The organism is Streptomyces sp. NPDC059695 (assembly GCF_042733785.1).
GTDB lineage: Bacteria > Actinomycetota > Actinomycetes > Streptomycetales > Streptomycetaceae > Streptomyces.
Genome location: NZ_JBHWFF010000001.1, coordinates 173185 through 194472, shown reverse-complemented (window position 1 = coordinate 194472; position 21288 = coordinate 173185). Strand labels below are relative to the sequence as shown.

The following is a 21288-nucleotide window of genomic DNA, read 5'->3' as shown; positions in this document are numbered from 1 at the left end:
CCGTCAGGGCCCCGCGGTGGACTCCCTCGACATCCGGCACAGCAGCGCGGTGACCGTGCCGGACGCCGCCGCTCCGAGCGCCGCCCACGTGGCCGGGTGGGTCCACACGGCGGTGTCGAGCTGCTGCGCGAGCACGAAGACGCCCATGACGACGACGAACCAGCCGAACGCCCGCCGCAGTGTCTCGCGCGGGACGCGTCCCGCGATCCGGCCGCCCGCGAGACTGCCGACCACGGCCGCGGCGGTCACGGTCAGGGCCAGGGGCCAGTCGATCCCGACGCCCGAGAGGTGCCCGGCGAGCCCCGCGAACGAGTTCATCCCGATCACGAGCAGCGAGGTCCCCACCGCGATGCCCATCGGCAGCCCGCCGAGAACGGCCAGGGCCGGGACGACGAGGAAGCCTCCGCCCGAACCGACCAGTCCCGTGACCGCGCCGACCGCGAGGCCTTCCGCCGCGATGTGCTTCAGGGGGAGGTCGGCACGGGCCCGTCGTGTCCTCTCCCGCCCGGGGCGGGGCCTGCGGAGCATCGCCGCCGCCGTGGCGAGCATCATCAGGGCGAAGGAGACGAGCAGGACCGTGCCGGGGACGTACGCGGCCAGCCGCCCGCCGACGTAGGCGCCGGCCATGCTGAAACCGCCGAAGAGGAGGCCGGTCCGCCAGCGGACCCGGTGGGCGCGGGCGTGCGGGATCAGGGCGGCGAGGCTGGTGACGCCGACCACGAACAGCGAGGTCGTGATCGCCGCCTTGGTGTCCTGCCCGGCCAGGTAGACCAGGACCGGCACGGTGAGGATGGATCCGCCGCCCCCGAGGGCGCCGAGGGTGACGCCGACGAGGAGGGAGGCGGCGACGACGAGCGCGGTCACGGCGTGCCCCGGAGCTCCGCGATCACCGTGCGGATGTCGGCGCGGGGTCCACGGTTGTACGGCAGCTTGGACAGCAGCACCCCCATGGCGCAGGAGTTGCTGAGCGCCGCGTAGGTCAGGCCCGCGCCGATCGCCGTGCCGATCAGATGGGCGCCCGGGACGAACACCCCGGCGATCCCCGTGGCGAGGACGACCGAACCGGCCACGAGACGGACCTGGCGCTCCATGTCCCAGCGCTCCGGACCCCGGTTCAGGGGGGCTCCGGCCGTCTCCCAGGCGGTGATGCCGCCCTCCAGGACCCGGAGGTTCGGCAGGCCGGCCTCCGACAGGGCCCGCTCCGCCTGGGCGGCCCGCTGTCCGGAGCGGCAGACGAGCACGACGTCCTCGTCGAGGTGGGTCAGCAGCTCGGTGCGGTGCTCGCGCAGCGTGCCCAGGGGCACGTTGTACGAGCCCGGGATGTGCGCCGTACGGAACTCGCCCGGCGTGCGGACGTCGAGCAGTCGCGGCGCGCGCCCCTCCTCGACGAGGCGGTGCAGTGCGGCGGGGGTGAGGGAGGGGGTGGTGGTGCTCATGGAATCCTGTTCCTGTCGGCCCGTGGATACCGAGGGGGGTATGCGCGGGAGTGTGAGGGGCCCCGAGGGGGAGGGGGTGAGGTCAGGCGTCGACGGGCTCGGCCGTGGGCGCCGTCAGGGCCCAGGCGGCGTATCCGCCGAGGATGTCGGAGACGTCCCCGAAGCCGCGCTGCCGCAGCAGGCTCGCGGCGATGGACGAGCGGTGGCCGCCGGCGCAGTGCACGACGAGGGCCCGGTCGGCGGGGAGCTCGTGTGCGCGGTGAGGGAGTTCGCTGAGGGGGATGTGCAGGGCGGCGTCGATGAAGCCGTTCGCCTCGCGCTCGCCGCAGGTGCGCACGTCCACCACGACCGGCGGCCGGTCGCCCGCGAGGGCCGTGCGGAGGTGTGCGGCGGTGACCCGGCCGGCGGGGGAGACCTCCCCGGCCAGGGCCTCCAGTGCGTGCTCGGGGTTGCGCAGGTAGCCGGCGACCCGGTCGAAGCCGATCCGGGCAAGGCGGGTGACGACCTCCTCCTCGCGGTTCTGGGGCGCCATCACGACGAGTTCGGCCGCGGGGTGCAGCACGGTGCCGGCCTGCTCGGCGAAGCGGCCGTCGGCCGGAACGTTGACCGCTCCGCGCAGGTGCCCGGACGCGAACTCCTGCGGGTCGCGGGCGTCCACCACGATCGCGCCGGCGGCCCGGAGCCCGGTGAAGTCGGCGAGCGTCAGCGGGCGCGGGGCCGATGTGTCGTAGCGGGCCCGGTCCTTGCGGTTGAGCTCGGCGTCGTACGCGAAGTAGCCGGGCGCGGCCGGCTGCCCGGCGGTGACGAGTGCGACGAACTCCTCGCGGGTCATCGGCGCACAGGCGTAGTTGGTGGCCCGCTGCTCGCCGATGGTCGACTGCTTCTCGGTCGACAGGTGCTTGCCGCAGGACGATCCGGCGCCGTGCGCGGGGAAGACCCGGACCTCGTCCGGCAGTCCCATGAGCTTGTTCTGCACGCTGTCGTGGAGCATGCCGCCGAGCTCCTCGGCGGTGACCCCCACCGAGGCCAGCAGGTCGGGGCGGCCGACGTCGCCGATGAAGAGCGCGTCACCGGTCAGGACGCCGTACGGCACCTCGTCTCCGGCGCGCTCGTACACGAGGACGCTGATCGACTCCGGCGTGTGACCGGGCGTCTCCAGGATCTCCAGGGTGACGTCGCCGAGGGAGATCCGTTCGCCCTCGACGAGCTTGCGGATCGGGTACTCGGTCTCGGCGCGCCGGCCGTAGCCGATCCAGGCGCCGGTCTCGTCCGCCATCTCCAGGTGGCCGGCGACGAAGTCGGCGTGGAAGTGGGTGTTGATGACGCCGGTGACGGTGAAGCCGTGTGCGGTGGCGTCGGCCAGGTACTCGGAGACGTCCCGGCGGGGGTCGACGACCACCGCGAGGCCCGTGCGCTCGTCGGCGATCATGTACGACGCCTGGGAGAGGCAGTCGAGGTAGTACTGGGTGAAGAACACGGCAATCCCTTCGTCAGGAGCGCACGCCGAGGGGGACTCGCGCCCGTCTCGATACCCCCCTGGGTATTTACGTACTCGACGGTAAAGCGGGTGCGGGAGGGAAGTCAAATACCCCCCTAGGTATTTTGAAGCGTAGGGGGGCGCGCTCCGATGGTGGTGGGGGGCAATACCCTAGGGGGTATAGTGACCAGTGGGAACACCGGCCCGGCGGGTGGCGTACAGGAGCCGAACCGGCTCCGTTAGGAGATTTGCCGGACCGGCAACAGCGGTGGCCCGAACCGGACGCGATGCGCGACGGTGGGGCGGTGACCGAGAACATCGCAGCGGGAGCGCCCGCGTCCGAGATCCCCTCGCCCGTCGACACCTACGTCGGAGACCCCGCGGTACGGGCGAAGTGGGACGACCTGTACGCCGACCGGCAGCAGCTGTGGAGCGGCCGGCCCAACGGTGCGCTGGTGGCCGAGACCGCCGGCCTCACGCCCGGCCGGGTGCTCGACGTCGGCTGCGGCGAGGGCGCGGACGCCGTCTGGCTCGCGCGCGGCGGCTGGGACGTGACCGCGCTGGAAGTGTCGGGCGTGGCGCTGGAGCGGGCGGCCGGACACGCGCGGGACACCGGTGCCGACGTGCGCTGGGTGCACGCCGGCCTGACGGAGGCGGAGCTCCCTCCGGGCACCTTCGACCTGGTCTCCGCGCAGTACCCCGCCCTGCTCCGTACGCCCGAGGGCAGTGCCGAGCGCGCGCTGCTCTCGGCCGTCGCCGTCGGCGGCGTGCTGCTGCTGGTCCACCACGCGGGGATGGAGAACCGTCCGGCGGACGACAGCGGCTTCGACCCGGCGGACTACGTGTGGCCGTCGAGGGTCGCGGCGCTGCTCGACGACGACTGGGTGGTGGAGGTGGACGAGCAGCGGCCCCGGGTGTCACCCGAGGGCGGGGCGGGCGCCCACCACACCGACGACGTCGTCCTGCGCGCACGCCGCCTGCGCTGACGGGGGCGAAGGGACGAGGGGGCGAGGGGCAAGGGGGCGAGGGGCAAGGGGGGCGAGTGACGCCGCCCGCCGCACGGGGGCAAGGGGGGCGAGTGACGCCGCCCGCCGCGCGGGGGCGAGGGCGGCGAGTAATTCCGCCCGCCGCACGGGGCCGAGGCGGCATCATGGCGTGATGGATCATCGCTTCGTCGGCATACCCGAGTTGACCACCGTTCCCCGTGTCGCTGTCGTCGTCGACGTCATGCGCGCCTTCACCGTCGCCGCCTGGGCCTTCTCGCGTGGCGCCGAGCGCATCGTCCTGGCCCCGACGGTGGATGAGGCGCTCGCCCTCAAGGAGCGCCACCCGGGCTGGCTGGCCCTGAAGGACGGGGCCCCGGCAGCCGGATTCGACGCGGTCAACTCGCCCGGTCAGCTCCGGACCCGCGATTTCGCCGGGCGCACCCTGGTGCAGAAGACGACGGCGGGAACCGTGGGCGCGCTGGCCGTCGCCGACGCGCCCCTCGTCCTGTGCGCGAGCTTCGTGGTGGCCGGACCGACGGCACGGTACCTGCGGGGCGAGGCCGCCGGTCCGGTGACCTTCGTCGTCACCGGCGAGGAAGGCCGTGCCGACGAGGACCTGGCCTGCGCGCAGTACATCGGCGAACGCCTCGCGGGCGAGGGCGTCGACGCGGCTCCCTACGTCCACCGCGCGAGGAACTCGCGCGCGGCGGCGGAGCTCGACGCCGGGATGCGGAGCGGATGCCACCCGGACGACGTCGAACTCTGCCTGGAGGTCGACCGGTTCCCCTTCGCCATGGTGGCCCGCCGAGAGGATTCCCTGACGGTGCTGCGGCCCGTCACCGCGCCCGGGACCCCGGCCCGCTGAGGGGGCCGTCAGAGCTCCGCGCCGAGCTCCCGCGCGAGCAGCACGGCCGTCTCCGCCACCAGCGCGTCGTCGGCCGGGGCGTCCTCGTGCGGCCGGGTGGTGAGCACGGCGAGGACGATCGGCGTGCCGTCCGGCCGCCACGCGACGCCCACGTCGTTGGCGCCTCCGTAGCGTCCCGAGCCGGTCTTGTCGGCGAGGCTCCAGTCGGCGGGAAGTCCGCGGCGGAACCTCTCGGCGCTCGTGGTGTTGCGCAGCATCCAGTCCGTGAGCCGCTCGCGGTCGTGGGGCGCCAGCGCGTCGCCGAGCACGAGGCGGGCGTAGGTGAGGCCGACGGCGTACGGCGTGGTGGTGTCGGTGACGCGCCACGGCTCCGCCGAGTTGAGGTCCGGCTCCCAGCGGTCCAGCCGGGTGACGCGTTCCCCGATCGAGCGGCAGAAGCGGGTCACGGCGGTCGGGCCGCCCAGTTCCCCCAGGAGCAGATTGGCGGCGGCGTTGTCGCTGAACCGGAGGGTCGCGTCGCAGAGTTCGGCGACGGTCATGCCGTGCGCGAGGTTCTCGGCCAGGCCCGTGATCGGCGCGTAGCCCGACGCGGTGGCGTACGCCTCGGTGTAGTGCAGCCGCCGGGCGAGGAACTCCCCGTCGCGGTCGAGGTCCCGCAGCACGGCCGCGACGGCGAGCGTCTTGAACACGGAGGCCATCGGGAACCGTTCGTGTGCCCGGTGGGCCACGGTCCTGCCCGTGCGCAGGTCACGGGCGAACACACCGAGCCGCGCGGTGTGCGTCCGCTCCAGGCGCCTCAGCCGCGCGACGACGCCGCCCGGCACGGGTAAGGCCTGCGCGGTTCCGCCGCCCAGGGCGAGCGCGGCGGTGAGTGCCGTACCGGCGCCCAGGGCGAGCGCCGTACGACGGGACGGGGTGGGTCGGTGCGTGTGCAAGGGGTGCTCCTCCGTGATCGATCGTGACCTTCGTACGTGTACACGCCGTGCCGGACCGTTCGGTTGAGCCGCGCGGCCTCGGCGTGGCGCCGGACGGTCCCCGCGCGGCGGGTGTCAGCCCAGCTGGCGCCGGACCAGTTGGTGGAAGAGGCCGTCCGTGTCGGCGAGGAGTGCGGCGGGCGTGCCCTCCTGGACCACGCGCCCGTCCTCCAGGGCGATCACCCGGTCCGCGTCCATGATCGTGGAGAGACGGTGCGCGATCACGACCCGTGTCGCGTTCAGGGCGCGGGTGGACTCGATGACGGTCCGCTGCGCCTCGTTGTCCAGCGCGCTCGTCGCCTCGTCGAAGAAGAGGACGCGGGGACGGCGGATCAGCGCCTGGGCGATCATCAGCCGCTGGCGCTGGCCGCCCGAGACGGTGCCGCCGCCGTCGGCCAGCATCGTGTGCATGCCCATGGGCATGGCCTTGATGTCCTCGGCCAGGCCCGCCATCGAGGCCGCGGCCCACACGTCCTCCAGGGGATACGTTCCCGCGCCGCGGATGCAGTCGAGGACGGAGCCGGAGAACGGCTGGGCGTTCTGGAGGACGACGCCGCACTGCCGTCGCACGGCCGCCTGGTCGAGGCCCGCGAGGTCCTGCCCGTCGTACCGCACGGCTCCGGACAGCGGCCGGTCGAAGCCGATGAGGAGCCGCAGGAGCGTGGACTTGCCGCAGCCGCTGGCCCCCACGATCGCGACGAACTCGCCCGGCCGCACCCGCAGACTCACGCCGTCCAGGACCAGCGGGCCGTCCTCCGCGTAGCGGTACGACAGGTTCTCGGCCTCGATCGCCCCGGTCAGCTCGCCGGGCGGGGCGCTGGAGCCCCCGACCTCCGGCATCGCACGGAACACCGGCCTGATCTGTTCGAACATGGGCTGGACGGCGGCGGCCGACAGCAGCGCGCCGGTCAACTGCGTGACCGAGGACAGCATCATCGTGACGGCGGTGCTGAACGTGAGGAACTCGCTCGCGGACAGGGTGCCGCGGGCCGGGCCGGCCAGGAGCGCGAACATCACGAGCGTGCACAGCGGCAGGCAGACCGCGCCGAGGACCGCGAGCACGTTCTTGATCCGCCCCACGCGCCGGTGCAGCTCCCGGGTGCGGGCGAACGGACCCGCCCAGGCGGCGTACGCGAAGCTCTCGGCCGCCGCGACCCGCAGCTTCGGCAGGCCGCGCAGGGTCTGGAAGGCCTGGTTGTCGAGCTTGTTGCCCAGCCGGATCAGCCGGCGCTGGTACCGCAGCTGCCACAGGCCGAGGCCCAGGAAGAGCGCGGCGGTGGCGAGCAGCAGGGCGAGCGCGACGAGAGCCAGGGGCACGCTGTAGACGAGGAGCAGCACCAGGTTCACCGTGCCGACCGTCCCGGCCTGGACGATCACCGGGCCGATGCCGGACAGGACCCGCCGGATGCCGCTGACGCCCATGGCTGCCGCGGCCAGCTCACCCGTCGAGCGGCCGCTGAAGAAGGTCGTCGGCAGGCGCAGCAACCGGTCCCAGACGGCCGGCTGGAGGGTGGCCTCGACGCGGCCCTCCATGCGGAGGATCGCGGTGTTCTGGAGCAGCATGAACGCGGCCGACACGACGCTCGTCGCGATGATCGCGAGACCCGCCTGGACGATGAGTCCGGTCTCGGCCGCGGGGACGTACGCGCCGAGCACCTTCCCGGTCGCCACGGGAACCAGCGCGCCGAGGGCGACCGCGACGAGCCCGCCCAGGAACAGGTCCCGGAGCTCCGACCGGGTGCCCCGCACACTGAACCGGAGCAGGCGCGCCGGACCGAGCGGCCGCTCGGGCAGCGGTCGGTAGAACATCACCGCACGGGGTGCGAGGGCCGCGGCACCCGCCTCGCCGAGGCGCACCCGCTCGCCGGTGGCGGGGTCGAAGGCCGTGTACCGGCCGCGCCGCCACAGCAGCGCGACCGGCGCCCCGTCGGCGGCGCGGTGCCCCACGAGAGGGCCGCTGTCCTCGCGCCACCAGCGGTCGCCGAGCCGGACGCCCCGGGTGCGGATCCGGGAGGCGAGCGCGATGCGTTCGACGGGGTCGAGGTGCCCGGGACCGGCGCCGCTGCCGGGCGGGTCCGCCAGGGTGATGCGCGCCTCCCGGGCGACGGCCCGGCACACGGCGTAGGTCGCGTCGTCGTCGGCGCGGTCCGGTGACGGGGTGCCGCCGGAGCGGCCGATGGCGGCGAGCAGCGTGCGGTCGGCCCGGGTACGGGCCGCACGCCCCGCCTCGATCCCCGCGGCCGCGCGGTCCTCGTGGTCGCGTTCGAGCTGCTCGATCCAGCCGTCCAGGGCGTACAGCAGCCGGTACTGCTGGTCGACCATGCCCTGCCAGGTCTCGGGGTCGACCAGGAGGGTGCCGGCCCCGTGGCCCGGGTCCTGGGCGCTCGCGTACGCCGCCCCGTACGCGAGGGCGCCCGGAGGGACCCGCATCCAGAGGACGTCGTCGTCGGCCGCGCCGGAGGCGTCGTCGTCCAGGGCCGCCTGGTACAGGACCCGCAGCCCGCGCCCGATGCCGAGCGCGAAGGCGTGCTCCAGCGGGCTGAGGACGGGTTCGGCGGGGCTCCCGCCGTAGGCGCTCCGGTCCTCGTACCACTCGTCCACGTACCCGTTCCCGTACGGCCCGCCGGACGCGTACGCCGGCTCGCGCAGCTCGATCCGGCGCAGCAGGCAGCCCTGCGAGGGACGGCCGATCAGGGTGTGCGCCGGGCCGTCCACCGGGCCGAGCAGCAGCGTGCCCGGCCCGAGGCGGCCCAGGAAGTGCCAGGGTCCGAGCCGTGCCGCGTCGACGGCGAACAGGTCCATCGCGCCGTCGACGACGAGCCAGAGGACGTGCGGGCCTTCGAGGGCGAGGCCGCGCCGTCCGGCACCGTCGACCGCGCTGCCCAGGGCTCCCAGGGCCGCGACGACCGGATCCGGGGCGCCGCCGCTCGGCCGCGCGCCGGCGAGGTCGGCGGACGGGTGGGGGACGTTCACCTCAGTGCTCCTTGACCAGGGCGGCGTACGGGCCCCGTGCCGCGACGAGTTGCTCGTGCCGCCCGCGTTCCACGACCGCGCCCCGGTCGAGCACGACGATCTCGTCGCTGTCGCGCACGGTGCTCAGCCGGTGGGCGATGACGACACAGGCACAGCCGCGCCGCCGCAGGTTGTCGATGACGGTCTGTTCGGTGGCCGCGTCGAGGGCGCTGGTCACCTCGTCGAGGATCAGGACGTTCGGGCGGCGCACGAGGGCGCGGGCGATCTCCAGGCGCTGGCGCTGGCCGCCGGAGAAGTTGCGGCCGTCCTGCTCGACGCGGGCGTGGATGCCGCCGGGGCGGCGGGCGACCTCGTCGTACACCGCCGCGTCCCGGAGCGCGGCGACGACGGCCTCGTCCGGTACGGAGGGGTCCCACAGCGCCACGTTGTCCCGGACGGTCCCCTCGAAGAGGAAGACGTCCTGGTCGACGAAGGAGACGGAGGCCGCGAGCGCGCCGCGCGGGATGTCCTCCAGACGCATCCCGTCGATGCGGATCACGCCCTCCCACGGTGTGTACAGCCCGGACATCAGCCGCGAGACCGTGGACTTGCCGCTGCCCGAGCCGCCGACCAGGGCGACCTGCCGGCCGGGGCCGACGGTGAGCGAGAAGTCCTTGAGCGTCGGGGCGTCGAGGGGGCTGTATCCGAAGGTGACGCCCTCCACCACGACATAGCCGGTGAGCCGGCGGGTGGGGGCGTGCGGCGCGCGCCGGGTGTGGACCGGATCCACGGGGAAGTCCTCGACGTCCCTGAGCCGGGCGATGTCGGCGGCGAAGTCCTGGATCCGGCCCGCGACGCCGTTCAGGCGGGTGATCGGCGCGGTGAACCCGGTCACGAGGGCCTGGAAGGCGACGAGGAGTCCCACGGTGAGGTGCCCCTCCACGGCCCGGAGACCGCCGATCATGAGGATCAGCGCGCTGTTCAGGGTGGCGAGGGTGGGCGCGACGACCGCCAGCCACGCGCCCGGCACGCCGAGCCGCTGCTGCACGTCGAGGGTGGTGGCGTGCTGTCCGGCCCAGCGGCGGAAGAAGCCGTCCTCGCCCCCGGTGGCCTTCATCGTCTCGATGAGCTGGAGGCCGCTGTACGCGGTGTTGGTGAGCCGGGCGCTCTCGGCGCGCAGCTTCTGGGTGCCCGTGGCCCGCACGTGGACGACCACGCGCAGGGCGAGGACGTTGAGCAGGGCGATCAGCACGCCGACGACGGTGAGCTGGGGGTCGTACGTCCACAGCAGCACCGCGTAGAGCAGCACGACGACGGCGTCGACGGCCGCCGCCGCCAGGTCACGGGCGAGGGTCTCGGCGACGGCGTCGTGGGACTGGAGGCGCTGGACGAGGTCGGCCGGACTGCGCTGGGCGTAGAAGGCGAGCGGGAGCCGGAGCAGGTGCCGCAGGAAGCGGGCGCTGCCCAGGGTGGAGGCGATGATGCGCCCGCGCAGCAGATTGGCCTGCTGGAGGGAGGTGAGGACGGCGGTGAGGACGAGGGCGGCCGCCATCGCCGCGAAGACGACACCGAGCAGAGAGGTCTGGTTCCCGATGAGGAACATGTCGATGTACGTACGGCTGAGGGCCGGCACCCAGGCGCCGACGGCCACCAGGAGCAGGCTGGCGACGACCGCGGCGGCCATCGTGCCCGAGGTGCCGCGCAGCCGTGCGGGCAGGGAGGCGAGGACGCCCGGCCGGCGGCCGCCGCGCCGGAAGCCGGGGCCCGGTTCGAAGGTGAGCACGATGCCGGTGAAGCTGGTGTCGAACTCCTCCAGGGGGACGAAACGGCGCCCGCCGGCGGGGTCGTTGACGTACACGCCGGGGCGGCCGAGGCGCCGGCCCGTGCCCTCGTAGACGACGTAGTGGTTGAACTCCCAGAACAGGACGGCGGGGGCGGCCACCTCGGCGAGGGCGGTCAGGTCCATCTGCATGCCCTTGGCCCGCAGTCCGTGGCCGCGGGCCGCCTTGAGCAGGTTCCCGGCCCGGGAGCCGTCGCGGGAGACCCCGCAGGCGATGCGGAGCTCTTCCAGCGGGACGAAGCGGCCGTGGTGTCCGAGCACCATCGCGAGGGCCGCGGCACCGCACTCGACCGCCTCCATCTGGAGCACGGTGGGTGTGCGCACGGTCCGCTGCCGCCGGCCCGCGGCGGGCCTGCGGCGGCGTCGGTCGACGGGGGCGCGGCGTCCGGACGCCCGGCCCCGGGGCGACCGGGCCTCCGGCACGCGGGATTCGGCCGTACGGCCCCGGCGCGCGCTCATGGCAGCAGCCAGTCGACGGGGTGCTGCGGGGGGAGGCGTACGGCGCCGGTGACGGGCGTACCGGACACGGGGGCGTGCGGGGGACCGTCCGAGGAGGACCAGGCGTAGCCGGAGGCGTTGGCGGGGGAGCGGTCCGGGGTCACGAGCACCGCGACCGGGTCGCCCTGGCGGGCGAACCGCGCCGCGAGTCCGGGATCTCCGAGGAAGGAGTCCAGCTGGGCGCGCGTCCGGGGCGCGCTGCCGATGGCCGTGACCCGCCCGCGGAGCACGCCGAACCGGTCGCGCGGGGCGGACTGCACGCCGAGGTCGACGGGGGCTCCCACGCGGAGGGTCGCGGCGGTCTCGCCCGGCAGGTACAGGACGGCCACCAGCGGGGCCTTCGGGTCGGTCACGCGCTCGACGGTCGCCACGTCGGCGCCGGTGGTCACCACCGAACCGAGCCTCGCGTGGAGCGTGATGACGCGACCGCCCGCGACGGCGCGGACGGGCCGGTCGCCCCGGTCCGTGCGGACGGTCAGCAGGGGCGCGCCGGCCGCGACGGGCCGGCCCTCGTCGGTGAGGACCTCGGTGACCTGGCCGGCGACGGGGCTCTGGAGCAGGTAGCTGCCCTCGGCGTGGGTGAGGAGGCCGGGGGCGTTCACCCGGGACGTCACCGTGCCGGTGAGGGCCCAGAAGCCCGCGGCGGCCATGACCACGACGGTGACGGCGAGCACGAGGCGGCCCTGGGGACGTGCGAGACGCACGGGCACGTCGAGTTCTTCGGGTGATTGCAGCTTGGAAAGCGCATTGCGGCGGAACTGCACGGACTATTCCTTCGGCTGCGTTCTCTCGCACGGTCCGCGGTCGGGAATTTCGCGGTCGGGGTCAGGGGGGAGTGAACCCCGGAACCGGGGTGGTTCCGGGGTTCACGGTCGGCGTCGTGCTCAGATGCCGGCGATGCCCGCGGTGTTCACCGAGACGCCGGTGATGCCGGTGGCGAGGCCGGGCACGCGGCCGACGAGGCCCTCGACGCCCTGGACCGTCTGGAGCGAGCCGACGGTGCCGAGAACGTTGGTGACGTCGCCGGTCAGCGCGCCGGCGAGGCCGCCGGAGACGGTGACGAGACCGCCGGAGACGGCGTCGAGGTCGGCGTCGGAGATCTCAGCGGTCTCAAGGTCGTGACGCATGATGCGCACCTTTCGTTTCATGGGGGGAATCCGTCTACCGCGGCCGCAGCGGGCTTGATCCAACCATGTGGACGGCTGACCGGAGAAATTCGATCGGCGCTTTTCTGTGGGTGTTTCTGCACGTCGGCGGGCGGCGGTGCATTCAATTTCACCGAATGCCGACACCTTCTCCTCGGAACCGGGTAACAGATTCGGCGGCCCCGTCCCGCACGCGGGACATAAGGGATGGGCGGGTGCCGTTCGGGCGCCTCCGGTACCGCTCGTGTCGGCGAACGGTGAAGGCGCCGCCCCTCCACACGTACACGTTGTGCAGGTTTGCCTCAGGGGGTGACGGGCTTCGCCCCGGGCGCCACGCCGAGGACCCGGTCGAGGTAGGCGTTGGCGAAGACGCCGGAGGGGTCGACGGCGTCGCGCAGGGCGGTGAAGTCGTCGAAGCGGGCGTAGCGCGGGCGCAGGGCCTCGGCGTCGAGGCCGTGCATCTTGCCCCAGTGCGGGCGTCCGCCGTACGAGCCGAGGATGGACTCGCACGCCCGGAAGTACGCGTCGTAGGCCATGCGGTGGTACTGGTGGAAGGCGATGTAGCAGCTCGCGCGGTCGTACGCGGTGGAGAGCCAGATGTCGTCGGGCGCTGCGAAGCGGACCTCCAGCGGGAACGACACCTTCGCGTCATGCGTGTCGATCCAGCGCCCGATCTCGCGGAGCGCGTCCACGGCGTGCTCCCGCGGGACGGCGAACTCCCCCTCGTGGAACCGTACGTCGCGGGGCGAGGCGAAGATCCGGTAGGACAGGTCCGACCACTCGCGGGTGGACATCGCCCGCGCCGCGAAGCGCGTGATCGGCGGTACGACCCCGGGGAAGCGGGTGCCGATCCGGTTGAGGCCCTCGAAGCCGGGGCCGCTGACCGTCTCGTCGAGGCGGCGCGCGAAGGCGCCGATGGGCTTCAGCGGGGTGTCGGCCGGCGTCCGGCGGAAACGGCGGGTGAGGGTCGTCGTGCTGTGCGGGAACCAGAAGAACTCGAAGTGGTCGTTGGTGTCGGCGAGTTCGTGGATGCGGCCGAAGGTCTCCGAGACGGGCATGGCGGCGTCGTGGGCGTGCAGGGCGAAGAGCGGCACGCACTGCAGGGTCACTGCCGTGATGACGCCGAGCGCGCCGAGACCGACGCGGGCCGCCGCGAAGAGCTCCGGGCGCTCGTCGGGGGAGCAGGTGGCCACCGACCCGTCGGCGAGGACGAGTTCGAGCCCCCGGAGCTGCGTGGCGATGCCTCCGAAGCGGGTTCCCGAGCCGTGGGTGCCGGTCGAGACGGCACCGGAGACGGTCTGGCGGTCGATGTCGCCGAGGATCTCCATGGCCAGACCGTGCTCGGCGAGCAGCGGGTTCAGCCGCCACAGCGGCATGCCCGCGTCGACCGTGACGAGCCCCGTCCCCCGGTCCACCGACCGCAGGCCCGCCAGGCGGTCCAGGCGCAGCTGGACGTCCGGGGCGACGGCGACCGGGCTGAAGGAGTGACCGGCGCCGATCGCCTTCACCCGGTGCCCTTCCCCGGCCGCGGTCCTCACGGCGTCGGCCACCTCGGCGGTGTCCGCAGGATGCAGGACGCGTACGGGACGCGCCTGCTCGTTTCCCGCCCAGTTGCGCCACGCGCTGGTCATGACCGGAGTCCTCTCGGGTGGATCGACGCGGCCGCGGCCCGGTCCGGGCGGCGGTTCCCGGCAGAGTGGACTTGGTCATCCGTCCAAGTCAAGGGTGTTGGACGCTTGACTTGGACAGGTGGCCAAGAGACCGTGGCGGGGCCGCGCAGGTCTGGAGAGAGGCCACAGGGTCATGACACAGCAGCCGTACGCCACAGGTACGCCGACACCCGCTCCGCACCGGCCCGGGGGCGCGACCGCACCGGCGGTGCTCCCCGGCCCCGTCGGGGTCCCCGTCCTCCAGGAGGCGACGGCCGGCCTCCAGCCGCCGTTCGCCGTCGTCGACCTCGGCGCGCTGCGGGCCAACGCCGCGCAGATGACCCGGCGTGCCGGCGGCAAGCCGATCCGGCTCGCCAGCAAGTCACTGCGCTGCCGCGCGCTCATCGGCGACACCCTCCGGCTCCCCGGGTTCGCCGGCATCCTCGCCTTCACCCTGCCCGAGGCCCTCTGGCTCGCCGAGGAGCACCGGGACGTCCTCGTCGGCTATCCCTCCGCCGACACGGACGCGCTCGCCCGGCTGGGGGCGGACGAACGGCTCGCCGCGCGCGTCACCGTCATGGTCGACTCGATCGAGCACCTCGACCTCGTGACCGCCGCCCTCGGCCCGACGGGTGCCACCGTCCGGGTCTGCCTCGACCTCGACGCCTCCCTGCGCCTCGCCGGCGGACGCCTCCACCTCGGCATGCGCCGCTCCCCCCTGCACACGCCCGGCCAGGCCCGGGACCTGGCCCTGGCCGTGACCGCCCGCCCGCGTCTGAGGCTCGTCGGCGGCATGTCGTACGAGGGTCAGATCGCCGGCGTCGGCGACGACGGGCCCGGCCCGCGGGCCGGGCGCGCCGCCGTCCGGCTCATGCAGCGGCTCTCCACCCGCGAACTGCGCGAGCGGCGCGCCGCCGCCGTCCGCGCCGTCCGCTCCGTGGCACCCCTGGAGTTCGTGAACGGCGGCGGCACCGGCAGCCTGGAGAGCACCTCCGCCGAACGGGCCGTCACCGAACTCGGCGCCGGCTCCGGCCTCTACGCCCCAGCGCTCTTCGACCACTACCGAGGGTTCCGTCCGCACCCCGCCGCCCACTTCGTCCTTCCGGTCGTGCGCCGCCCCGGACCGCGCCACGCCACCGTCCTCGGCGGCGGCTGGATCGCCTCCGGCGCCCCGGGCACCGACCGGCTCCCCGTGCCCGTGTGGCCGCCCGGGCTGCGGTACGTCGCCCAGGAAGGCGCGGGCGAGGTGCAGACCCCCCTCACCGGTGACGGCGTGGCCGGGCTGCGGGCGGGCGACCGGGTGTGGTTCCGCCACGCCAAGGCGGGCGAACTGTGCGAGCGCGTCAACGAACTCCACCTCGTGGACGGCGACCGGATCGTCGACGTCGTCCCGACCTACCGGGGCGAGGGCCGGGCCTTCCTGTGACCGCCCGCCCGGGAGCCCTCCCTGCTCACCGGCCGGCGGCGCCGCTGGGATACGTTGATCCGGTTCACCGCCCCGCCCCCGCCAGGGAGACGCCATGACCCGCCGCTCAGCCGACGAGCGCCGCGAGCAGCTGGTCGAGGCGGCTCTCCGCGTCATGATCCGCGACGGGGTGGCCAAGACCACGACGCGCGCCGTCGTCGGTGAGGCGGGCCTTCCCCTGGGAGCCTTCCACTACTGCTTCCGCTCCAAGGAGGAGCTCCTGCACAGCGTGATCGAACGGATCACGCTGAGGAGCGTCCCGCCCGCCACCGCGACGCGGGCGGGAGTGGACGGGCTCTCGACGCGCGACATCATCTTCCGCACCCTGCACGCCTACTGGGACCAGGTCCGCGAGCGGCCGGCCGAGCACATGGTCACCTACGAGCTCACCCAGTACGCGCTGCGCCAGCCGGGCCTGGCCGATGTGGCCCGCCGCCAGTACCAGCACTACCTCAAGGTCTACAGCGACCACCTCGAAACCATCGCCCGCCTCGCGGGCTTCGGCTGGACCGTCCCGCTCCCGGCCCTGGCCCGCTACGGCCTGAGCGTCATGGACGGACTCACCCTGAACTGGCTGATCGACCGGGACGACGCCCAGGCCCGGGCAGCCCTGGACACGTACGCCGAACACCTCACCACCGTGACCGCACCCCGCACACCCGGGGCCCTCGGAGCGCCCACCCGCGAGGGCGCCGCGACGGCACCCTGACGAGGGCCGGACGCGCCTGGCTCGCTGCTCTCGACGGCCTCGCCGAGATCGAGACCCGCGAGCCGGCCGGTGAGCGGGAACGGCGCCGGAGCGCGCCGACTCGCGAACAGGTGCATTTCGGACAAGGATGGCCCATCGTGGACCCGTACTCGGCGCGTGGCGGAGCGGTCCCGAGGGCCCCCCGCGGTGACGGGGGCGAGCCGCGGCCGTTCACCGCGCAGCGTGCCGATCCCCTGCGAAAGGTGTGCGCATGTACCCCGCGCTCAGTACCGACGCGCTGGCCAAGCTGCGTCAGCCCCGCCCGTACCCGGCCGTGTCGCTCGTCATGCCGACGCACCGCCGTGAGCCGGACGACGCGCAGGACCCCGTGCGCCTGCGCAACCTCCTGGCCCGGGCCGAGAAGGACCTCCAGGACGATCCGGGCGTGACGCGGGAGCGCCGTGCGGACGTACTGAGCCAGCTGGAGCGGGCGGCCGCCGAGGTCGACCTCGTCCACGCGGAGGACGGCCTCGTGATCTACGTGGCGCCGGGCGAGCACCATGTGTGGACGGTGGCCAGGACCGTACCGGAACGGGTGGTCGTCGCCGACACGTTCCTCACGCGCAACCTCGTCGCCGCACGCGCCGCCGAGCGGCCCTACTGGGCGCTGACCGTGGCGGCGGACCGGGTCTCCCTGTGGAACGGCTCGCCCGAGCGGGCCGCCGAGCACACCGGCGACGGCTTCCCGCTGACGCGGAGCCTGGCCGACCCGGACGCGGAGCGCAAGGAACGGGTCGGGGACCTGCCGAGCACCTTCCAGGACGAGGACACGCGCACCTTCTTCCGGGAGGCGCACCGGGCCCTGCGGACCGTCCTCGCCTCCGAGCCCCGCCCGCTGTACGTGATCGGCGAGGCGCCCGCCGTCTCCCTCCTCGGGGAGACGGGATCCCTGCCGCAGGGCACGGCCACCCTCCACCAGGGCGGTCTGGGACACGGGCCCGAGGGGGCCGTCCGCACGGCGCTGGCGCCCCTGCTCGCCGCCCACGAGGAGGCCGTGTCGACCACCGTACTGGCCGAACTGGACGCGGCCCGGGGCCGGCGCGAGTACGCCGGAGGTCTCGACGAGGTGCACGAGGCGGCGAAGGAGGGCCGGATCCGGCTGCTCGCCGTCGAGGAGCACTACCGCGCCGTCGTACGCGACTACGGCGACCACCTCGAACCCGCGGAGCCGTCCGACCTCGACTCCCGCGACGACATCGTGGACGACATCGTCGAACAGGCCCTGGAGACGGGCGCCGAGGTGCGGTTCGTCCGCGACGACACCCTGGCGGGGGCGGACCGCATCGCCGCCGTCCTGCGCTACTGAGCGACGGGGACCGCGAGGTACCGAGAGAGGATCACCGCATGTCCGAGCTCATCGTCATCGGCTACGACGACCACGCGGCCGCGACCAAAGCCTTCAGAGAGGTCCAGAGGCTCCGCGACGACCACGTCGTCGACCTGAACGGCCTCGCCGTCGTCCGGGTCGACGAGGACGGCGAGACCCATGTGGACACCCCCGCGCGGAAGGAGGAGATCGCCGTCTCCGCCACGGCCGGCGCCCTGTGGGGGATGGTCTTCGGCATGCTGATCCTCACCCCGGGCATCGGGGTCGTGGGCGCGGCCCTCGGCGGTCTCATCGGCAAGCTGACGCAGATGGGGGTCGACAGCGGCTTCCGGAAGAAGGTGAGCGACCTCCTGGCGCCGGGTTCGGCCGCGGTCGTGATCATGGCCTCCAAGATCACCGAGGACCGGTTCGCCGCCGCCATGGAGCCCTTCGGAGGGACCGTCCTCAAGACCTCCCTGCCGGCCGAGAGCGAGCGCGAGCTCGCCGAGCAGCTCGCCGGACCCACCCCCGAGACCTCGGGCTGATCCGGGCCGCAGGCCGATCGAAGGCCACCGGACGCCCACGGGCCGCCGGCTTCCGCGGAGAAGCCGGCGGCCCGTCGGCGTCCCGTGGCGGACGCGCGCGGCCTCAGAAGTCGACCGCGTCGCGGATCAGCGGGCAGGTCATGCAGTGGCCGCCACCGCGTCCGCGGCCGAGTTCCGCGCCGACGATGGTGATGACCTCCACCCCCGCCTTCCGGAGCAGGGCGTTGGTCTGGGTGTTGCGGTCGTACGTGAAGACGACACCGGGTTCGAGCGCGACGGCGTTGTTGCCGCTGTCCCACTGCTGGCGCTCGGAGGCGTAGACGTCCCCGCCCGTCTCGATGACCCGGAGCCCGGGCAGACCCAGGCCCCTGGCGACGACGTCGACGAACGCGGTGCCGCCCTCGTCGGTGATCTCGACGCCCGTCGCCCCGTCACCCGGCCGGAGCGAGAAGGTGTGGACGGCGTCCATGATGGTCGGATAGAGCGTCACGATGTCGCGGTCGGCGAAGGTGAACACGGTGTCGAGGTGCATGGCCGCGCGCAGCTTCGGCATGCCCGCCACGATGACGTGCTCGGCGGCGCCCTTCGAGAACAGGGAGGCGGCGACCTGCGTGATGGCCTGGCGCGAGGTGCGCTCGCTCATGCCCATGAGGACCACCCCGTTGCCGACCGGCATGATGTCGCCGCCCTCGAAGGTCGCCTGGCCCCAGTCCCGCTCGGGGTCGCCCCACCAGACGGTCGCGTCCCTGAAGTCGGGGTGGAAGGTGTAGACGGCCTTCATCAGCAGGGTCTCGCCGTGACGGGCCGGCCAGTACAGCGGGTTGAGGGTGACGCCGCCGTACAGCCAGCAGGTGGTGTCGCGGGTGTAGAGCGTGTTCGGCAGCGGAGGCATGAGGTACTCGCGCGCCCCGACGCCCTCCCGGGCGAGGGACACGTACCCGGAGCGGTACGCGTCGGGCAGGTCGGTCGTGGACAGTCCGCCGATGAGGAACTCGGCCAGCTCCCGCGGGGCGAGGGAATCGAGGAACGCGCGGGTGTCGTCGACCAGTCCCAGACCCACCTCGTTGGGCACGATCTTCCGGTCGAGGAGCCAGGACCTGGCCTCGGGGATCGCCATGGTGTCGGCGAGCAGCTGGTGCAGTTCGACGACGTCGACACCGCGCCGGGTGAGCTCGTCGACGAAGTCGGCGTGGTCACGCTGGGCGTTCTCCACCCACATGACGTCGTCGAAGAGCAGATCGTCGGAGTTGGTCGGGGTCAGCCGCCGGTGCGCCAGGCCGGGAGCGCAGACCAGCACCTTCCGGAGCCGTCCCACCTCGGAGTGCACGCCGAGCGGGGACGTGGCGGAGCGGGTCTCGCTGCTTGTCATGGTCAACCTTTCCGAGGGAAGCCGGACACGTGTCCCGACGGGTTCAGAGCTCGATCCAGCCGGCGGCGAGCGCGATCACACCGATGACGGCGCCGACGACGGAGACCACGCAGAGGACGGCCTCGGCCGGGGAGAAGGGGCGCCGGTTCTGCTCCCGCCGGGCCTTGACGAACAGGAAGGTCGCGGGGGCGTAGAGGATGAAGGAGACGAGGACGAACTTGAGCCCGGCCGCGAAGAGGAGGAACGCCGTGTAGACGGTCGCGAGGACGGCGACGACCAGCTCGCCGCGCGTGGAGCGCCCGGAGACCGCTTCCGTCCGCGGCCGCAGCGCGATCTTCAGCGCGAAGGCGGCGGCCAGGAGGAAGGGGATGAGGCTCAGGGCGCTCGTCAGGTCGAGCGCGAAGTTGAACGCGTCGTCGGAGAAGGCCGTGACGACCAGGACGACCTGGCTGAGGCAGGTCGTCATCAACAGGGCCGGGACCGGGACGTCGTCGCCGCTGGAGCGCCCGAGGAAGCGCGGCATGTCCTTGTCCTTGGCCGCCACGAACAGCACCTCGGCGGCCATCAGGGTCCAGGCGAGGTAGGCGCCGAGGACGGAGACGATGAGCCCGACGCTGACGAAGGCCTTGCCCCAGGTGCCGACGGCGGCCTCCAGGACGCCCGCCATCGACGGCTGCCGGAGCTCGGCGATCTCGGCCATCGGCAGGATGCCGTACGACACGATGGTCACCGAGGCGAAGATCGCGAAGACGCTGAGGAAGCCGAGGATCGTGGCCCGTCCGACGTCCTCCCGTCGCCTGGCGTGCCGCGAGTACACGCTGGCGCCCTCGACGCCGAGGAAGACGAACACGGTGGCGAGCATCGTGCCGCGGACCTGGTCGAACAGCGAGCCCGCGTAGTCGGCGCCGGCGAAGTTGTCGGCGAAGACGGTGGGGTCGAGGTAGAAGAGCGCCAGGATGACGAAGACGAGGATGGGGACGATCTTGGCGACGGTCACGATCCGGTTGATCGCGGCGGCCTCCTTGACTCCCCGGCGGACGAGGAGGAAGAAGCACCAGAGCCCGACGGAGGACAGGACGATCGCGAGTGCGGTGTCCCCGTCGCCGAGGGCCGGGGCGACGGCGCCGATGGTCGACATGATCAGGACCCAGTAGGTGACGTTGCCGACGCAGGCGCTGGCCCAGTAGCCGAACGCCGAGAAGAAGCCGAGGTACTCGCCGAAGCCGGCCTTGGCGTACGCGTAGACGCCGGCGTCCAGGTCGGGGCGGCGGACCGCGAGGGTCTGGAAGACGAAGGCGAGCATCAGCATGCCGAGGCCGGCGACCGCCCAGGCGATCAGCGCGCCCGCGACACCGGTCTCCTGGGCGAACCGCCGCGGCAGGGAGAAGACGCCCGCGCCGACCATGGAACCGACGACCATGGTGGTGAGCGTCAGCAGCGTCAGCTTGGCCGTGGGAGGGGACCCGTCGGAGGAGGTCTCCGCCCGCCCGTGCTCGTCGGTCTCCACCCGTTCCCCCGCTCATGCTCATGCATCGACCGGCCTGCTGACAGGGGAATCTAACGGCACATGGGCGGGTTTGTTCTCGTTTGTACACGCCGTTGCCCGGGAGGGCCGCCCCAATGGCCGAGCGCCGTGTGAGACTCTCCGCATGGACAGGGGTCGGGAGTCGCGGTGGGAGAAGGACGCGATGACGGTGGAGATCATGTTCGCGCTCGTGACCGCGGCCTTCCTGGCGGCGATCGTGTTCGGAGCGTTCCTGGTGCCCGCGCTCGCGGTCGGTGCGTCGGAGCCCGCGGGGAGGGGCCTGCTCGTCGCCGGGACCGTGCTGGCCGCCGTCGCCGCCGTGTGGCGGGTGGTGCGCGTCCTGCTCCGGTTCGACGCGGTCCGGCGTCAGGGGCGTTGACGGCGCGGGGTGGAACGGGAGAGGGGGGGGCCCGCGCGGGGGGGGCGCGGGGGGGGGGGGGCGCGGCCCCCCGCGGGGGGGGGGCCCCGGGGTGAACCCATCGGATTGAAACACACTCCGCGCGCCGAC

General features: G+C 73.5%; 18 protein-coding genes. 7 read left to right on the top strand and 11 right to left on the bottom strand.

Going from position 1 to position 21288, the window contains the following annotated elements:
* Window positions 1–3 precede the first annotated feature (3 nt).
* The 3 genes from ACFV2S_RS00885 to ACFV2S_RS00875 form a co-directional block, all read right to left on the bottom strand.
* A complete protein-coding gene (locus ACFV2S_RS00885; protein ID WP_385552855.1) occupies window positions 4–864 on the bottom strand; it encodes a sulfite exporter TauE/SafE family protein in 861 nt (286 codons plus the stop codon).
* Window positions 861–1436 (bottom strand): rhodanese-like domain-containing protein, encoded by a 576-nt coding sequence (locus tag ACFV2S_RS00880; protein WP_385552852.1) that lies wholly within the window; start codon window positions 1434–1436, stop codon window positions 861–863. The genes ACFV2S_RS00885 and ACFV2S_RS00880 overlap by 4 nt, the downstream gene beginning before the upstream one ends.
* An 82-nt stretch (window positions 1437–1518) precedes the next feature.
* Window positions 1519–2913 carry a rhodanese-like domain-containing protein gene (locus ACFV2S_RS00875; protein WP_385552849.1) on the bottom strand — a complete coding sequence of 465 codons (1395 nt, stop codon included), beginning with the start codon at window positions 2911–2913 and terminating at the stop codon, window positions 1519–1521.
* A gap of 305 nt (window positions 2914–3218) precedes the next feature.
* On the opposite strand from ACFV2S_RS00875, the gene ACFV2S_RS00870 reads away from it, so the two are divergent.
* Together ACFV2S_RS00870 and ACFV2S_RS00865 are read left to right on the top strand one after the other, a co-directional pair.
* Complete coding sequence (locus ACFV2S_RS00870; RefSeq protein ID WP_385552846.1) at window positions 3219–3899, top strand: class I SAM-dependent methyltransferase; 681 nt, start codon at window positions 3219–3221, stop codon at window positions 3897–3899.
* 172 nt (window positions 3900–4071) lie between these two features.
* Window positions 4072–4764 (top strand): 2-phosphosulfolactate phosphatase, encoded by a 693-nt coding sequence (locus ACFV2S_RS00865; protein ID WP_385552843.1) that lies wholly within the window; start codon window positions 4072–4074, stop codon window positions 4762–4764.
* A gap of 8 nt (window positions 4765–4772) precedes the next feature.
* Here the strand turns inward: ACFV2S_RS00865 and bla are convergent, their stop codons facing one another.
* From bla to ACFV2S_RS00835, 6 genes are all read right to left on the bottom strand, one after another.
* On the bottom strand, window positions 4773–5699 hold the full coding sequence (gene bla, locus ACFV2S_RS00860; RefSeq protein ID WP_385552840.1) for a class A beta-lactamase: 927 nt from the start codon (window positions 5697–5699) through the stop codon (window positions 4773–4775).
* 114 nt (window positions 5700–5813) lie between these two features.
* Window positions 5814–8711: an NHLP bacteriocin export ABC transporter permease/ATPase subunit gene (locus tag ACFV2S_RS00855; protein WP_385552837.1), complete on the bottom strand. Its 2898-nt coding sequence runs from the start codon at window positions 8709–8711 to the stop codon at window positions 5814–5816.
* Between the two features lies 1 nt (window position 8712).
* Entirely contained in the window at window positions 8713–10989 is a 2277-nt protein-coding gene (locus ACFV2S_RS00850) for an NHLP family bacteriocin export ABC transporter peptidase/permease/ATPase subunit (protein ID WP_385552834.1), read from the bottom strand.
* The gene (locus ACFV2S_RS00845) at window positions 10986–11792 is read right to left on the bottom strand and encodes an HlyD family efflux transporter periplasmic adaptor subunit (RefSeq protein ID WP_385552831.1); all 807 of its coding nucleotides are present in this window, start codon (window positions 11790–11792) and stop codon (window positions 10986–10988) included. The genes ACFV2S_RS00850 and ACFV2S_RS00845 overlap by 4 nt, the downstream gene beginning before the upstream one ends.
* 120 nt (window positions 11793–11912) lie before the next feature.
* On the bottom strand, window positions 11913–12155 hold the full coding sequence (locus ACFV2S_RS00840) for a hypothetical protein (protein ID WP_385552828.1): 243 nt from the start codon (window positions 12153–12155) through the stop codon (window positions 11913–11915).
* A gap of 320 nt (window positions 12156–12475) precedes the next feature.
* Window positions 12476–13804 (bottom strand): D-arabinono-1,4-lactone oxidase, encoded by a 1329-nt coding sequence (locus tag ACFV2S_RS00835; protein WP_385552825.1) that lies wholly within the window; start codon window positions 13802–13804, stop codon window positions 12476–12478.
* A gap of 172 nt (window positions 13805–13976) precedes the next feature.
* Here ACFV2S_RS00835 and ACFV2S_RS00830 point away from each other — a divergent pair, with 172 nt between their 5' ends.
* The 4 genes from ACFV2S_RS00830 to ACFV2S_RS00815 all read left to right on the top strand — a co-directional run bounded on the left by ACFV2S_RS00830 (window position 13977) and on the right by ACFV2S_RS00815 (window position 17886).
* Complete coding sequence (locus tag ACFV2S_RS00830) at window positions 13977–15248, top strand: amino acid deaminase/aldolase (RefSeq protein WP_385552822.1); 1272 nt, start codon at window positions 13977–13979, stop codon at window positions 15246–15248.
* A 94-nt stretch (window positions 15249–15342) separates the two neighbouring features.
* Entirely contained in the window at window positions 15343–15996 is a 654-nt protein-coding gene (locus tag ACFV2S_RS00825) for a TetR/AcrR family transcriptional regulator (protein WP_385552819.1), read from the top strand.
* 250 nt (window positions 15997–16246) lie between these two features.
* A complete protein-coding gene (locus tag ACFV2S_RS00820; RefSeq protein ID WP_385552816.1) occupies window positions 16247–17341 on the top strand; it encodes a chemotaxis protein in 1095 nt (364 codons plus the stop codon).
* A gap of 38 nt (window positions 17342–17379) precedes the next feature.
* A complete protein-coding gene (locus tag ACFV2S_RS00815; RefSeq protein WP_385552813.1) occupies window positions 17380–17886 on the top strand; it encodes a DUF1269 domain-containing protein in 507 nt (168 codons plus the stop codon).
* A gap of 103 nt (window positions 17887–17989) precedes the next feature.
* Here the strand turns inward: ACFV2S_RS00815 and ACFV2S_RS00810 are convergent, their stop codons facing one another.
* A complete protein-coding gene (locus ACFV2S_RS00810; RefSeq protein WP_385552810.1) occupies window positions 17990–19255 on the bottom strand; it encodes an arginine deiminase in 1266 nt (421 codons plus the stop codon).
* 43 nt (window positions 19256–19298) lie between these two features.
* Entirely contained in the window at window positions 19299–20762 is a 1464-nt protein-coding gene (locus ACFV2S_RS00805; RefSeq protein ID WP_385552808.1) for a basic amino acid/polyamine antiporter, read from the bottom strand.
* A gap of 142 nt (window positions 20763–20904) precedes the next feature.
* Here ACFV2S_RS00805 and ACFV2S_RS00800 point away from each other — a divergent pair, with 142 nt between their 5' ends.
* Entirely contained in the window at window positions 20905–21159 is a 255-nt protein-coding gene (locus tag ACFV2S_RS00800; protein WP_385552805.1) for a DUF6332 family protein, read from the top strand.
* Window positions 21160–21288: the final 129 nt, after the last annotated feature.